At 74.7% G+C, this 14,129-nt stretch carries 9 protein-coding genes; 7 read left to right on the top strand and 2 right to left on the bottom strand.

Annotation, left to right across the window (positions count from 1 at the left end; genetic code table 11):
• The first annotated feature begins 197 nt into the window (after nucleotides 1-197).
• The 3 genes from WMF44_RS18860 to WMF44_RS18850 all read left to right on the top strand — a co-directional run bounded on the left by WMF44_RS18860 (nucleotide 198) and on the right by WMF44_RS18850 (nucleotide 6,441).
• Nucleotides 198-1,253: an ATP-binding protein gene (locus WMF44_RS18860; RefSeq protein WP_437300507.1), complete on the top strand. Its 1,056-nt coding sequence runs from the start codon at nucleotides 198-200 to the stop codon at nucleotides 1,251-1,253.
• Nucleotides 1,254-1,438: 185 nt separating this feature from the next.
• Complete coding sequence (locus WMF44_RS18855; protein ID WP_437300506.1) at nucleotides 1,439-2,008, top strand: hypothetical protein; 570 nt, start codon at nucleotides 1,439-1,441, stop codon at nucleotides 2,006-2,008.
• Nucleotides 2,005-6,441 (top strand): hypothetical protein, encoded by a 4,437-nt coding sequence (locus tag WMF44_RS18850; RefSeq protein WP_437300505.1) that lies wholly within the window; start codon nucleotides 2,005-2,007, stop codon nucleotides 6,439-6,441. The genes WMF44_RS18855 and WMF44_RS18850 overlap by 4 nt, the downstream gene beginning before the upstream one ends.
• A 27-nt stretch (nucleotides 6,442-6,468) precedes the next feature.
• On the opposite strand, the gene WMF44_RS18845 is transcribed toward WMF44_RS18850, so the two are convergent.
• Both WMF44_RS18845 and WMF44_RS18840 read right to left on the bottom strand, forming a co-directional pair.
• Entirely contained in the window at nucleotides 6,469-7,500 is a 1,032-nt protein-coding gene (locus tag WMF44_RS18845; protein WP_437300504.1) for an OmpA family protein, read from the bottom strand.
• 228 nt (nucleotides 7,501-7,728) lie between these two features.
• On the bottom strand, nucleotides 7,729-8,820 hold the full coding sequence (locus WMF44_RS18840; RefSeq protein ID WP_437300503.1) for an RNA polymerase sigma factor: 1,092 nt from the start codon (nucleotides 8,818-8,820) through the stop codon (nucleotides 7,729-7,731).
• A 117-nt stretch (nucleotides 8,821-8,937) separates the two neighbouring features.
• Between WMF44_RS18840 and WMF44_RS18835 the strand changes: the two genes are divergently transcribed.
• The 4 genes from WMF44_RS18835 to WMF44_RS18820 all read left to right on the top strand — a co-directional run bounded on the left by WMF44_RS18835 (nucleotide 8,938) and on the right by WMF44_RS18820 (nucleotide 14,107).
• Nucleotides 8,938-9,474, top strand: a complete 537-nt coding sequence (locus tag WMF44_RS18835) for a L,D-transpeptidase family protein (protein WP_437300502.1) — start codon at nucleotides 8,938-8,940, stop codon at nucleotides 9,472-9,474.
• A gap of 105 nt (nucleotides 9,475-9,579) precedes the next feature.
• On the top strand, nucleotides 9,580-10,005 hold the full coding sequence (locus WMF44_RS18830; RefSeq protein WP_197539384.1) for an EVE domain-containing protein: 426 nt from the start codon (nucleotides 9,580-9,582) through the stop codon (nucleotides 10,003-10,005).
• 32 nt (nucleotides 10,006-10,037) lie between these two features.
• The gene (locus WMF44_RS18825; protein ID WP_437300501.1) at nucleotides 10,038-10,763 is read left to right on the top strand and encodes a hypothetical protein; all 726 of its coding nucleotides are present in this window, start codon (nucleotides 10,038-10,040) and stop codon (nucleotides 10,761-10,763) included.
• A gap of 854 nt (nucleotides 10,764-11,617) precedes the next feature.
• On the top strand, nucleotides 11,618-14,107 hold the full coding sequence (locus WMF44_RS18820) for an efflux RND transporter permease subunit (RefSeq protein WP_437300500.1): 2,490 nt from the start codon (nucleotides 11,618-11,620) through the stop codon (nucleotides 14,105-14,107).
• Nucleotides 14,108-14,129 lie beyond the last annotated feature (22 nt).

Genomic DNA, 14,129 nt, shown 5'->3' with positions numbered 1-14,129 from the left:
AAGACCATGGCTGCTTGGCGCGAGCGCGCGTGCGGGCACGGGCACAAAACGCCGATCCTCCCCCGGTGAAGCGGAGCAAGGGCGCCATAGCAGTCGGCGATGGATCGGCGGTGGCGCACAGCCGTTCGCCCGCGAGAGCCGCCTAGCGGCCCGGTGCCGTGGTTGCGGCCACACCATCGCTCGGGTAGAGGGCACGCGTGATCAGCGCAGTCCATGTCGAGCGGCTTCGCGGCATCCGTACGGGACGGCTCTCCGGGCTCACGCCGCTCACCGTGCTCGTCGGACCGAGCGGCGCCGGCAAGAGCACGATACTTGACGCGCTCCTCATCGCCGCAGGCGGCGCCCCGGGCGAGGCCATAGGGCGCGTGGTGCGCCGCCGGGCCGAGCTGCCTCAAGGCGGGCCCTGGCTCTTCGAGCGGCGCCAACCCGACGCGCGGATCGTGCTCGAGAGTGACGACGCTGGCCCCCGGACGTGCGAGCTGAGCTGGTCATCGACCCCCTCCGAAGATCTCGTGCGAAGGCTGCCCGAGCACGAACGGGAGCGGCATCCCATCGAGATCGGCTGTGACGTGACGTCTTCGCTCGGCGACTTTCGCTCGCGCACCGTGATCTCCGTCGGCAACGAGTACCGCTTCGATCTGGGCAGGGCCGATGCCCACTCCGATGTGCGCCAGTTCCGCGACGCGCGCGTCGTACGGCTGGTGGAGCCCGCGGCCGGCGCGAACCACGCAGCGCTCCACCGCGTGTTCTCCGACGCAGCGGAGCAGGGGAGGCTCGACGTTGTCATCGAGATCGTGCGAGAAGCGCTCGACGGCGTCGTCGATCTCCGCGTGCTGACGGTCGAGGACGCGCCCGTGGACCAGCCGATTCTTCATCTCGACTACGCCACGCACAGCGTCCCCGTCGCCGGCGCAGGCTCTGGCATCTACGCGTTGGTGCGCCTCGCCCTCGAGCTCGCTGCGCTGCCCGGCGGGCTCGTGCTCGTCGAGGAGCCGGAAATCCATCAGCACCCGGCGGGGATCCATCGAACGGCAAAGGTCTTGCACGCAGCGACGCGCCGGGACATTCAGGTCGTCGTCTCCACGCACAGCCTCGAGCTCATCGACTCGCTCGTCGCCACGGCGACCCAGGAAGATCTGGATCGTCTCTGTGTCGTGCGCGTCGTGCTCGATCGAGGCATGCTGCGCAGCTCGCGCTTCCCGGGACCGATGATCGCCACGGCGCGGCGAGAGCTCGACGAGGACCTGCGATGAGCCTCCCCGCGGAGTCCGTGCTTATCTGCGAGGGATACCACGATCGTGCCTTCCTGCGCGGTTGGCTCACATGGCTCGGGTGTGAAGGACTGCTCAACAAGCCCTATCGGGGCGGGAAGCCCTTGCGGGGAGCTGGCCAGTATGGCTTCAAGACACCGAGCGGAGGGTGGCTGAGGATCCTTCCCGTGGATGGCGATACGAAGGTCACCCTGGCGGCCGAGGAGCTGATCATCCAGAGCGCGACGACTCCTATCGGGCGCATCGTGCTCGTCTACGATGCCGACGATCCGCATCCGGCCCCGGGAGGAGGTGCACGGCAGAGCGACTTCGATGCGTGGGCGATCAAGCAGAAGGCGAGCCGGGTGCCCGACACGGAGGAGTTCGAGCTGACGGGAGGCATGATCGCGACCCGTCTCTCGATCGTCGTATGGGGCGCGCCCGATGCCGCCTCCGCGCTCCTGCCGTCGCAGCAGACGCTCGAGCGGCTCGTCTGCGCTGCGATCGCCGAGGCGTACCCGACGCGCGGCAAGGCGGTCTCTGCCTGGCTTGCGTCGCGACCCGAGCCCCCGTTCCAAGAGAAGCTCGGCAAGACCCACGCTGCGTCGCACATGGCGGGGTGGTTCTCTGACCGCGGCTACGAAGGTCTCTTCGATGCCGTGTGGGAGGATGCGGCGGTTCGCGAAGCGCTGCTCGCACGCCTCGGTGCGACCGGCTCTGCCCGCGTCGTCAACGAGCTGGTCGGCGCCCCGGGATGAGCGCTCGAGCGATCGGCCCGCGTCGACGCGATCAGCGCAGCGGCCGGGGGTCTCTTCCGGCGCCTGCTCTCCCGCTCTGCTCCGCGCTGCTCCTCGCGCTGCTCGCCGCCGGCTGCGGCGGCGCGGCCTCCCCGGGCGCCACGCCCCCGCAGACCGCCCAGTGCGATCCTGCGCACCTCGACGTGTGCGAGCGCGCCCTCGTCGCGGCGCTCGCCGACGGCCGGCCCCCACGCGAGCTCGCCCTCGGCTACGTCGCTGCCCGCGCCTCCCGCGACGCCGACGACCCCTGGGCGCTCGTGCTCCGCGACCTCGACCGGCACGGCGGGACCGGGCCGCGGGCCGCGGTCATCGTCGAGGCAGGCGCGGACGCCGCGGCGCGAGCGCCTGCGGCCGCGGCGGAGGCGAAGTGGATCCGCGCCGCGCCGCTGCCGCCCCCCGGGGTCCTGGCCGCCGACGCGCTGCTCCTCGCGATCGGCGAGGCCCTCGGGTACGAGCACCTCGTCCACGCGCGCGCCCGCCACGGCGCCGTCCAGCTCTTTCCGGCCGATCCGCTCGCGCCGTTCATGGCCGGCCTCGCGCCGATCGCGCGCGGCGACGCGTCGCTCTCGCGGGTCGCGGACGACATCGCGCTCGCCGCGCTCGTCCGCCGCGCCTTCGGCGCCGCCGGCCGCTTCCGCTACGTCGAGGCCGCGGCAGCGGCCGACGCCCTCGCGGCCGCGGTGAAGGGGCGCGACCCGAACGACGAGCCGGTCCTGCGCGGTCGCTACGCCCTGCAGCTGCTCGCGACCGCCGGGGTCGCGCTCGAGGAGGCCGAGGACGACGCTCCCCTCGCGCCCTCGGCCGCCCGGCTGGACCCGCCGCCCGCGCCGGGCGACACGCCTTACGGCGACCTCCTCCGCGTGCGCACGGCCCGGGACGGCCGCGCCGCGTGGCGCGCCCGCGGCGCGGCCGTGCTGCGGGCCGTCCCGGAAGACCGGCGCGGCGCGCTCGACGACCTGCTCGGCAAGGCCCCCGGCTGCGGCCGCGACGTAGCGCCCCCCATGGAAGGCCCGCGCGACCTCGTGTTCGCCGCGGCGCTCGCCGGCGCCCTCGCCCCGGGCGACCCTTCCGCTGCGCCCGCGAGCGCCGCGGCGACGCCGGGACGGCGCCTCCCGCTCGACGCGTGGCTGCCGCGCTACGAGGCGCTCGTCCGCGCCGTCGAGCAAACGAGCACCGCGTGGGCCCACGCGCCCGCCCTGCTCCACGAGCGCAGCCCCACGCCCGCCGCGAGCCAGGCAGGCAGCGCGGGCAGCGCCGTCCACCGCCGCGCCACCGAGCTCGGCCTCGCGCACCTCGCCGCGCTGCGCGCCCTCGCGGAGGCCGAGCCGCGCCGCTACCGCGCGCTCGCGCTGATCCCCCTCGCCTACAGCCCCGGGGTGCTCGCCGACGAGCCCCTCCGCGACGCCATCGTCGACCTCACGCAGATCGCCGTGCAGCGCCGCATGGCCGAGGCGCACGACCCGGAGGCCGTCCTCGGCGCGGCGCTCGCCGGCGTCTTCGCGGGCATGGCGTACCCGCCCGAGGTGCAGCCCCCGCACTTCCTCGCCCTGCAGGGCGCGCTCACCGCCAAGCTCCGCGGCGAGCTCACCGAGCAGGCCGGCTGGGGCGTCGCCGGCCTCTACGCCGCCGACGCGCTGTACCGGCTCGCCTCCGGCCAGGCGCCGGATCTCGCGTTCTCGTCCGCGCAGATCGAGCGCGCGCTCGCGCCCGCCCCGGCGCTGCCCCACCCCGGCCTCGCGGCGCTCGCCGCGAGCCTCTCCCGCTACGCCGCGCTCGGCGCCGCCGGCGCGCTGGATCCGCAGGCGGCCGGCGCAGCCAGGCTCCCCCCGGAGCGCCGGCAGGCGCGCGACGCGCTCCGGCGCGCCGTCGCGGGGCTCGCGGCGCGCGATGCCGAGGCCGGCGCCGCGGAGGCGCCCCCGCCCGAGCTCGTCGAGGACGTCGCCGCGCTGGCCGACGGCGTCCTCGCCGTCCTCCTCACCGAGCGTTCGCGCAAGCCGCCGCCGGCCGGGGCCGCCTGCGCCGCCGGGCGCGGGCCGAGCCCCGAGGCCCGCCGCGCCCTCGCGCGGCTCGGCGACGTCCGCCGGCGGATCCTGCTCGCGCCGCGGTACAGGCAGGGCGACGGCCCGTGGGCGCGCCGGGCGCGGCTCCTCGTGACGCTCCTCTCCGACGCCATCGATCTCCTCTCGGCGCCCCCGCGCGCCGCCGGCGCGACGGCGCGGGTCGCTCCGCCGCGCTTCACCCTCCCGGCCGCGGACGCCGAGGCCGCCGTCGCCGCGGGCCTCTCCGGCTGGGTCGACCAGGACCTCGCCGACGCGCTCACCGGCGGCTACGCGCTCGCCCGCGCGCTCCTCGAGTCGTCCACCGCGGAGCGCTTCGCCGCGCGGAGCGGCGCCCCGCTCGGCCGGGTGCTCCGCGGGCTCTCCGCGGCGTTCCGCGACGATCCGGCGCGGCGCGGCGGCGCCGGACGAGGCCCCGCCGGCGGCGCGCTGCTCGACGCGCTCGCGTCGCTCCCCGCCGCGCGCGACGGCGGCGGCGATCTCCGGGGCCTGTTCGTCGGCTACGCCCGCGCGTTCTCCGCCCTCGGGCTGCGCGACCAGGCCGACCTCGCGCTGCTCACCTCGCTCCTCGGCGCCGCCGTGCTGGGCGGGCCGCCGTCGCCGGACGCCATCGCGCTCGCGAACGAAAGCGGCAGCCGGGTCGCCTGGGCGCTCTCGTACCTCGGCGAGATCGCGAAGGCCCGGCGCGGCGTCGCCCCGGATCCGTCGGCGTACGCTGCCGCCATGAGCAAGGCGTCGGACGACGCCTGCCAGGCGGCAGACGCCGGCGACGTGCTCGCCCTCGTCGGCGCCGTGCGCGACTTCGCCGGCGGCCGGCGCGCCGAGGCGCGCGACGCCCTCGACCGCGTCCTCGCCGCCGCCGACGCCCGCGGCCTGCGCGTGCCGCGCATGACCTACCGCTACGAGGAGAAGACAGCGACCCGCGTCTTCTCGCTCAGCTTCGACGTCTCGTACGGCGCCGGGCTCCTCGAAGGGGCGAACGGCTTCCAGCTCGGCCTCGGCCTCCGCACCCGCGGCGAGCCCGAGGGCTCCCTCACCGCGGCGCTCGCGCCCGAGGGCTCGCCCCGGAGCGACGAGGACGCGGCGCGCGCCTACGTCAGCGCCGCGGCGCTCGCGGCCGCCTACCACTTCCTCGACGGCGACGCCGAGCGCGGCACCGCCGCGGCGCGCCGGGCGATCGCCGCGCTCTCGTTCGGCCTCCGGCTCGGGCGGCGGGCGCTGCGCCCGGACCAGCCGCTCGCCTGGGGCCGGGACGCCCGCGCGCTGCTCGCGATCGACGCCCAGCTCGCGGCCGAGGCCGGTCACCCCTTCCTCGCCGGCGACCTCTGGACGCTCGTCCGCGGCCTCCTGCCGCCGGACGCGGACGACGCCGCGGTCGCGGCGCTCCTCGATCCGCTCCCGGCCGGCCTCGCCGCGGTCCCGGAGCTCGACCCGCTCGTCGCGAGGACCGCGCGCTCGCTCTCCGTCGTCGCCAGGCCGCTCGCGTGCACCGAGGCCAGGGTCGAGCTCGGCGGCTACGAGGCGCCCGCCTGCGACGCCTACCCGCTCGCGCTCTCGCTGCGCATCGCCGACGTCCTCGGCAAGCTGCCGCACCTCCAGCGACGGGCGCGCGCGGGCAGCGCGGCCGCGTGCCCTGCCCTGCGCAGCCTCGACGGCTTCCTCACGGCGGCGGAGCGGGGGACGTACGACCCCGACGCGTTCACGGCCGCCGTGGAGGCGCTGCGCCAGAGCGGCCGGCTCTACGACGCCGGCGTGATGCTGGCGCGGCAGCGCCGCGAGGGGCACTGCGGCCCCGTCGTGCTCGCCGCCGCGCGCGCGCTCGGCCGCGCTCCCTCGCTCGGCCCAGCCCTGCGCGCGGATCTGCTCAGCGTCGCGGTTCGCTGCGCGGCCGCGGCGCTCGACGCGAGCGTCGTCGACGACCTGATGGCGCTCGACGGCGAGACGCGCGCCCTCCCCGATCTCGGCCGCAACCTGAAGGTCGTGCTCTTCGCGACGGAGCTCGCCGTGCGCGAGCAGCGCTGGGACGTCCTCTCGCGGCTCTCGAAGCAGCCCGACTTCGTCGGCCGCTTCCGGGGCGAGGACGCCGGCGCGGCGGCGACCGCGCGCCTCATCGAGGCCGCGGCGGCCGTGCTCTCTGGCGAGCCTGCGCCGCGCGACGCCCCCGGAGACGGCGCGCGCGACGCGGCGTGCGCCGGGCCTCTCGCCGGCGATCGCGCCGCGCTGTGCGCCGAGATCCAGCGCCTGCGCCCGGGCGCGCTGCCCGAGCCGCAGCGCCGGCAGGCCGCGCGCGAGGCGCTCACGCGCCTGCTCGCTGCCGCGCGCGGGCAGGCGCGCTAGCCTGCCCGCTCGCGCGGCGCCGAGCGCCTACTTCACGCTGGCGGGCTTCGTCTCGGCCGGCTTCGTGTCCGCGGGCTTCGCCGCGGCCGGCTTCGTGTCCGCCGCGGGCGCGGCGGGCGCGGCCGCGGGGGCAGGCGCGGCGGCGGCGGGCTGCGCTGCAGCCGGCGGCGCCGCGGCGGGCGCCGGTGCGGCAGGCGCGGCGGCAGGCTTCGCGTCCGCGGGCTTGGCGGCGGCCTTCGGGTCCACCGGCTTCGCGTCGGAGGCCTTCACGGCGCCCTTCGGCGCTGTCGCGGGCACGCCGGCCGGCTTGAGGCCCTTTTTGGCGACCGCGGCGCAGGCGAGCTCGACGCCGGTGTCCTTGCCGTCGAGCCGCATGATCTTGATCTCGACGCGGCGGTTCTTCTCCTTCGCCTCCTCGGTCTCACCCGGATCGGTCGCGCAGTGCGCCCCGTAGCCGGCGGCCCGCACGCGGTTCTTCTCGACCCCGAGCGCGGTGAGCGCCTTCACCACCCCGTCGGCGCGCTTCTTCGTGAGCGTCACGGTGGCGGCGTCGTTGCCGACCTTCTCGGAGTAGGCCGCGACCTCGACGAACTGGATCTGCGGATGGTCCTTGAGGATCTGCGCGATGTTCGCGAGGAGCCCCTGCGAGGCGGGCTCGAACTCGGGCTTGCCGGCGACGAAGGCGATCTTCTGGTTGAGCTTCACCTCGTTGCCCTCCAGGACGACCGGCGGGACGTCGGGACAACCGTCGTCGTCCTGGTAGCCGTTCTTGACCTCGGCCTCGGCCGGGCACTTGTCGGCGTCGGCCACGAGGCCGTCTCCGTCCGGGTCGGTCGACTTGCAGCCGTCCTTGGCGTCGGGCGGCAGGCCGTCCTCTTTCTCGGCCACGCACTTGTCGGTGCCATCGTCGAGCACCCCGTCCGCGTCCGCGTCAGGGGGCGGCGCGGGCGGCGCGGGCGGCGGCGGCGCGGGCGGCGGTGCCGGCGCCTTCGCGGTCTGCTGCTGGGGCTCGACCGCGCAGCCGGCGCTCGCCGCGAGCAGCGATACTGCGAATGCCATTCCAAGCCATCTCGTCGTTCGCATCTCCTGGGCTCCTCTCCTTGGCGTCGTTGATCGCGCCGAGCGCCAGCGTGTTTAGACGACTACGCCGGAAACTGCGAGATGGATTCGTACGGCGGCGCGCGCCGCTCGCCCTCGGCAGCGCGTCGGCCCCCCGCTCCGGAGGCGACGGCGAACCGTCGAGTTCGCCTCGATCTCGGCGCGTCGTTTGCCCCTTGGCGCGAGCAGCTAGAGTTTTCCCGACGGGAAATCCACCTCGTCGACCTTCGATTTCGGCGCTGCTTTCCTCGACTTGAGCATCTGCTCCTTGAGCATCTGTTCCTTGAGCATCTGCTCCGCGCGCACCGACGAGGTGGGCTTCTGTGCGGGCGGCGGCGCCACCTTCGGGCGGGGCTTCGGCGCGGGCCGAGAGTTGCTCTCGTCCTTCGTGTCGAGTTTCTCGTTGACCTTCTTGTCGAGCTTCTCGTCGACGGGCCCCGGCGCCTGGGTCTTCTCCGTCGGCGCGCGGAGCGCCTCGAGCGCGCGCTCGCGCGCCGCGGCGACCTCCGGCGCGTCGCGGCCCGCCGGGTCGAGCCGATCCGCCTCGTCGAGCTGGTCCAGGCACCGGCGGAAGGCCGCCTCGTCGCAGGCGCGCAGCGCCTCGGCCCGCAGCGACCGCGCGCGCTCCAGCGCGTCGAGCGGCGAGGGCGGCGCGATGGGCGGCGAAGGCCCGTCGGGCGGCGCGCTCGGCTGCGGCTCGGGCAGGGGCGCGATCAACGGCGCCTCGCTCGTCGACCGCAGGAGCCGGGCGACGACGATCGCGAGGATGGCCAGCGCCGCGACCGCGGCGAGCTCGGCCATCCATCGCTCCCGCATCCATCGCCGCATCCGCGACACGCGCTGCCGCACCCGGGCGGCGGGCACCTGCTCCTCGGCGGCGATGCTCTCGAGCTTCTCGCCTTCCCCTTCCCGGGCCATCCACGACAGCGTCTGCCGGGCGTCGTGGCTCGCGGAGGCCTGCTCTTCCGCCCAGCGCGCCAGCTCGCGCGCCTCGACGGGCGGCGGTCCGACCGGCAGGTCGGGCAGCTCCGTCGCGGCCTCCCGCGCCGAGCGCCGGTGGTGGTCGGCCACCTTGTGGCGCGCGATCCCGAGGAGCCAGCGCCGGAGCTCCGTCGGGTCGGCCGGGCGCCCCGGCGACGCGAGCGCGTCGCAGAGGACGGTCTGCACCACGTCGTCGACCTCGCGGCCCGGGACGCGCCGCCGCACGAAATCCTCGAGGGCACGGCGGAGCCCCGGCTCTGCCAGGGGGTTCGTCGCGGGGGTGCGGTCCTCGGTGGTCATCGACGTGCTCATCGACCGTGCATCGCGCCGCGGCCGCGGAGTGTGACGCGCCCGATCGAGAATACTGCAGGCCCCGTCCGGGCGTCACACTCTCCAGCCCGGCGCCGACGGTCGGGCATGCTCCTCAGGCCCCCTCTTCTCGTCGCCGCGGCGTTGCTCGCCGCTTCCCTCACCCACACGCTCCCCTCCCTGACCGCCGCCCGGGGCGTCGCCCCGCCGGTCACCGAGATCCGGATCGACAAGAGCGAGCACACGCTCGATCTCGTCGCGGGCGGCAAGATCGTCCGGTCCTACCGGGTCGCCCTCGGGCCGGGCGGGCCGGGGCCGAAGCGCTACGAGGGCGACAGGCGCACCCCCGTCGGCACGTACCGCGTCGCGGGCCGCATCAACGGCCTGTTCCATCGGTTCCTGATGGTCAGCTACCCGAACGAGGAAGATCGCGCGCGCTTCGCCGAGCTCAAGCGGCGCGGCGAGGTCCCGCCGGGCCGCGGCGTCGGGCACAGCATCGGCATCCACGGCGTCGGAAGCGCGCAGCTCGCTGGCGTGCACAAGGAGAGCGACTGGACGCTCGGCTGCATCGCCCTCGACGACGACGAGATTGACGAGATCGCGCGGCGGACGCCGGACGGCGCCAAGATCGTGATCACCGACTGAACGGGCGGTGCTAGGGTAGCCGGTCAGATCGACGGGCTGTCCGTCGAGGATGAGAGCGCGACGGCGAGGCCGGCGCCGCCCTCGCGCCTGCCCTGGAGATCGTGCATGTCTCGCCGTTACTGGCTGATGAAGAGCGAGCCACAGAAATATTCGTTCGCGCAGCTCGTGCGCGACGGCCAGACGATGTGGGACGGCGTCCGGAACTTCGAGGCCCGCAACAACATGCGGGCCATGAAGCAGGGGGATCTCGTGCTCTTCTATCACTCGAGCGAGGGCAAGGCGGTCGCGGGCGTTGCGCGCGTCAAGCGCGAGGCGTACCCGGATCCGACGGCCGACGCCGACGAGGACTGGAGCGTGGTGGACATCGAGCCGGTCGCGCCGCTCAAGGCGCAGGTGAGCCTCGACACGATCCGCGGCGACGAGTCGCTGGCCGAGATCTCGCTCTTGAAGCGGTCGCGGCTCAGCGTGGTGCCCGTCTCGAAGGAGCACTTCGATCGGGTGCTGAAGCTGGGCAAGACCAAGATCGCTTGACGCGGGGACCCGGGGAAACGACTAATCCCGTCGTGAACCTCCGCCCTGGAGCCCGACCCCTCGCCGTCTTCTTCCTCGGCAGCTTCCTCGCCAGCGCCGCGTGCGGCGGCCCGCCCACGCCGTCCCCGGTCGAGGGGGAGCCGATCTGCCCCGATTTCGAGATCGGCGCGACGCGCGCGCAGATGCGCGGGAGCCTTCGCTTCCCTGTCACGCTGACGGTGCGCGAGGGCAAGGAGCCGATCACCCGGACGACGCTCACCGGGCGCCGGTCCAAGGACGATCCGCCGAGCCGCATCCTGCTCTCCGACGAGGACGCCGAGTACGAGATCGAGTGGGCCCAGTGCGAGAACCAGCGCGCGCCGCGGACGCGCGTGGTGGCGCGCGAGTCGAAGGACGCCGCGGAGTACGAGTGCGGCAACGCGACCGTGTACAAGACCGACAAGCTCGTCACCCGGAAGGGCGACGCCGCGTCGCGCACGGTCCACTTCGCGGCGCCCCCGAAGTCGGAGTGCTGGGAGAGCGAGCTCCCGCCAGCGCCCCCGCCGCCCGCGCCCCCCGCGGCGCCCGACCAGCCGCCGCCGGACGCGGGCGCCGAGGCCGACGCGGGCGCCGCGCCGGTGGACGCGGGCGCCACGCCGGTGGACGCGGGCGCCACGCCGGTGGACGCCGGCGCGCCCCGCGATGGGGGCGCCAGCGGCGTTGCGAAGCCTCGCGGCACGGGGGCCGCGGACGCCGGCACGACCCCGCCAGGCCCCTAGCACCCCGATCAGCTTGGAAACCAGAGAGATGAGACGCCAAAAGACGCCAAAAGACGCAGAGAGGCGCCAAAAGACGCCAAGAAAACAATAAATTTGGCGTCTTTTGGCGCTTCTTGGCGTCTTTTGGCGTCTCAACTTCTCGCTGTTTGCGTGCGGCTTCAACCCGTTCGTCGCTCTAGGGCCTGTTCGTCTGCCTCATGAGGCGATCGGTCGGCGGGCCTGGCCGCCGGCGACACCCTAGCTGCCTTGGCCCGTGCGCGACGCGGCCAAGGCTTCTCAGGCCCCCTCCCGTCGCGCGAGGCCCCCGGGAGAGGCGTCGCAGGGGAGCGGGCTCGACACGGGAGGCACGCCGGGCGGCCATCCTTGAGGCAATGACGTCGAGAGCCGGCCACGCGCTCCCGGTAGTGCCGCCTTTTCGCGCCCGCGATGCGGGCGATCTCGTGACCGATCTGGCGGCGCACGAGATCGTCGTTGCGCATCCCGAACACCGCATCATGGTCAGCGGGGTCGTGGGAGCGCCCGCCGGCCCGGCGCGCCTCCGCGGCCGCCTGGACCTCGGCGGCGCGCCGTCGCCGCGCCGCACACGACCGCTTTTCTCCGGGGATCCGGTTCCCTAGAACGTGGTCCACCGGCGCTTCCACCGTCCTTCCAACGTCCCTCTCCGCCCCGGAGCCACACACCGTCTCATGTCCGCTCCCCCCATGCCATCGCCTCCGGCGCCCCGCCCGGTTCCTTCCCCTGATTCCCCTGGTTCACACGAAAGCTCCGGTGAAGCTCCCCGCGAGCCCTCTCCCCGCCTCGCGCCGCCCTCGTCGCGCGGCGGCGGGCTCGCGTCGCGCCTCGCCGAGCTGCAGGTGAAGCGGCCGGCGCTGCCGCTGCTCGCGACCGGGATCTTCACCGTCATCGCCCTCTTCCTGGCGACGCGGCTCCATGTGCTGACCGGGTTCGAGTCGCTGCTGCCGGCGTCGCGGCCCAGCGTGCAGGAGCTCGACCGGGTCGCCGCGAAGACGGCCGGCGTCTCCACGCTCTTCGTCGTGCTCCAGGGCGGCGAGGGCACGCCCACGGCCGCGCTCCAGCGGGCCGCGGACGCGCTCGTCCCGGAGATCGAGAAGATCGGCCCCCCGTGGGTCGGCAGCGTCGAGGACGGGGTGCACGAGGCCTACCGCTTCCTCTCGCCGCGCGCCGGGCTCTACGTCGACCGCGACAGGCTCACCAAGCTCAGGGACGACATCGAGGCGCGCTACGCCTACGAGGTCAACAAGGCGACGGGCGCGCTGCTCGACGACGACGAGCCGCCCCCCGAGGTGAGCGCCAGCTCGATCGAGCAGAGCCTCGGCCTCCAGGGGGTCGACACGGGGCGCTACCCCGACGGCTACTACCAGTCGAAGGACGGCAAGACCGTCGTCGTCGCCATCCGCTCGAAGGTGATGGCCAGCGATTTCGCCGCCGGCTCCGAGGCGATCCGGCGCGTGAGCGAGGTCGTCGAGCGCGTGCGCCCCGCCTCGTTCGAGCCGGGGATCACCTACGGCCTCGCCGGCGATCTCCAGACCGGCATCGCCGAGTACGCGGCGATCAACGAGGATCTGACCGACGTCGGCGTCTCGGGCGCGGCGCTCATCGCCGCCGTCGTGTTCCTCTACTACCTGCGCCTGCGCACGCTCGTCGCCATGCTGATCACGATCGGCATCGGCGTCGCCTGGACGTTCGGCGCCACCCAGCTCGCGCTCGGCCACCTCAACATGGCGACCGGGTTCCTCTTCTCGATCGTCGCCGGCAACGGGATCAACTTCGGGATCATCTACATGGCGCGCTACCTCGAGGCGCGCCGCGGCGGCGCGAGCCTGCTCGAGGGCGTGCGCGTCGCCCACCGCGAGACCTGGCTGCCCACGCTCACGGCCGGCTGCGCGGCCGCGGCCGCCTACGGCTCGCTGCTCGTCACCGAGTTCCGCGGCTTCCACGACTTCGGCCTCATCGGCAGCGCCGGCATGGTGCTCTGCTGGGTCGCCACGTTCGTCGCGCTGCCGAGCATCCTCGCGGTGATGGACCGGATCGTCCCCCTCGAGCAGGAGTCGCCGGGCCTCCTCGGCAGGCTGCGGCGGCGCGCCCAGGGCGGCATCGCGTTCGGCGCGCCGTTCGCGCGGCTCGCGTCGCGGAGCCCGGCCACGCTCACGCTCGCGGGCCTCGCCCTGGCCGCGGCCGGCCTCGTCGCCACGGTGAGCTACGTGCGCGCCGATCCGATGGAGTACAACCTCCAGAACCTCCGCAACGACGAGGGGTCCCGCGCGGCGCAGATCCGCCTGAGCTCGCTCGCGGAGGAGATCACCGGCTACGTCGGCACCGACGGCATGGCGATCCTCGTGGACCGGCCCGAGCAGGTCGAGCCGCTCCGCGCCGCGCTCTACGCGAGGCGCGACGCGGCGCCCGAGGGGGCGAAGCCGTTCAAGGAGATCTACGCGCTCCAGGATCTGGTCCCGCGGGATCAGGAGGCGAAGCTCCCGCTGCTCCAGGAGATCAAGGATCGCGTCCTCAGGGCGCGGAAGCGCGGCCTCGTGGGCGACGAGGACTGGCGCCGCATCCAGGCGGTCATCCCGCCGGACGATCTCGCGCCGTTCGGGATCGACGATCTGCCGGCGGGCGTGGCGCGCGCCTTCACCGAGACCGACGGCACGCGCGGGCGCATCGTGTACATCAGCCCGACCACGCCCGAGAGCGTGCACGACGCGCACTACCTCTTCCGGTGGGCGGACGCGTACCGCGAGACGCGGCTCCCTGACGGCAGCGTCGTGCGCGGCTCGGGGCGCGCGGTCATCTACGCGGACATGTGGGCGGCGGTCATCGACGACGTGCCGCCGGCGGTGCTCTTCTCGCTGGCCGCGACGGTCCTCGTCGTGCTCGTCGCCTTCCGCGGCGGCCGCCCGGCGTTCGCGGTGCTCGGCGCGCTGCTCGTCGGCGCCTCGTGGATGGCGGGGCTGCTCGTGCTGATGGACGTGAAGCTCAACTTCCTGAACTTCATCGCCTTGCCGCTGACGTTCGGCATCGGCGTCGACTACGCCGTGAACATCGTGCAGCGGTACGCGCGGGAGGGCGCCGGCGGCGCGCTGACCGCGGTGCGCGAGACGGGCGGCGCCGTGATCCTCTGCAGCCTCACGACGACGCTGGGCTACCTCGCCCTGGTCCGCTCGCAGAACTACGCGGTGCGGAGCCTGGGCGTCGCCGCGGTCATCGGCGAGCTCGCGTGCCTCTTCGCGGCCGTGCTGGTCTTGCCCGCGGCGCTCGTCTGGCGCGACCGGCGGCGCCCGAAGGGCGAGCAGGCCTTCCTCGCGGTCGGCCGCCCGACGACCTGAGGGCGGCGGGCGCGCTGCGCGC

Source organism: Sorangium sp. So ce426 (assembly GCF_051475585.1).
Lineage (GTDB): Bacteria > Myxococcota_A > Polyangia > Polyangiales > Polyangiaceae > Sorangium > Sorangium cellulosum_B.
This window is presented reverse-complemented; position numbering and strand designations above follow the sequence as displayed.

Bases quoted from the DNA above. Each gene is read 5' to 3' on its own strand.
- WMF44_RS18850 (WP_437300505.1), top strand. From the start codon at position 2,005: ATGAGCGCTCGAGCGATCGGCCCGCGTCGACGCGATCAGCGCAGCGGC.
- WMF44_RS18845 (WP_437300504.1), bottom strand. From the start codon at position 7,500: ATGGCATTCGCAGTATCGCTGCTCGCGGCGAGCGCCGGCTGCGCGGTC.
- WMF44_RS18840 (WP_437300503.1), bottom strand. From the start codon at position 8,820: ATGACCACCGAGGACCGCACCCCCGCGACGAACCCCCTGGCAGAGCCG.
- WMF44_RS18835 (WP_437300502.1), top strand. From the start codon at position 8,938: ATGCTCCTCAGGCCCCCTCTTCTCGTCGCCGCGGCGTTGCTCGCCGCT.
- WMF44_RS18830 (WP_197539384.1), top strand. From the start codon at position 9,580: ATGTCTCGCCGTTACTGGCTGATGAAGAGCGAGCCACAGAAATATTCG.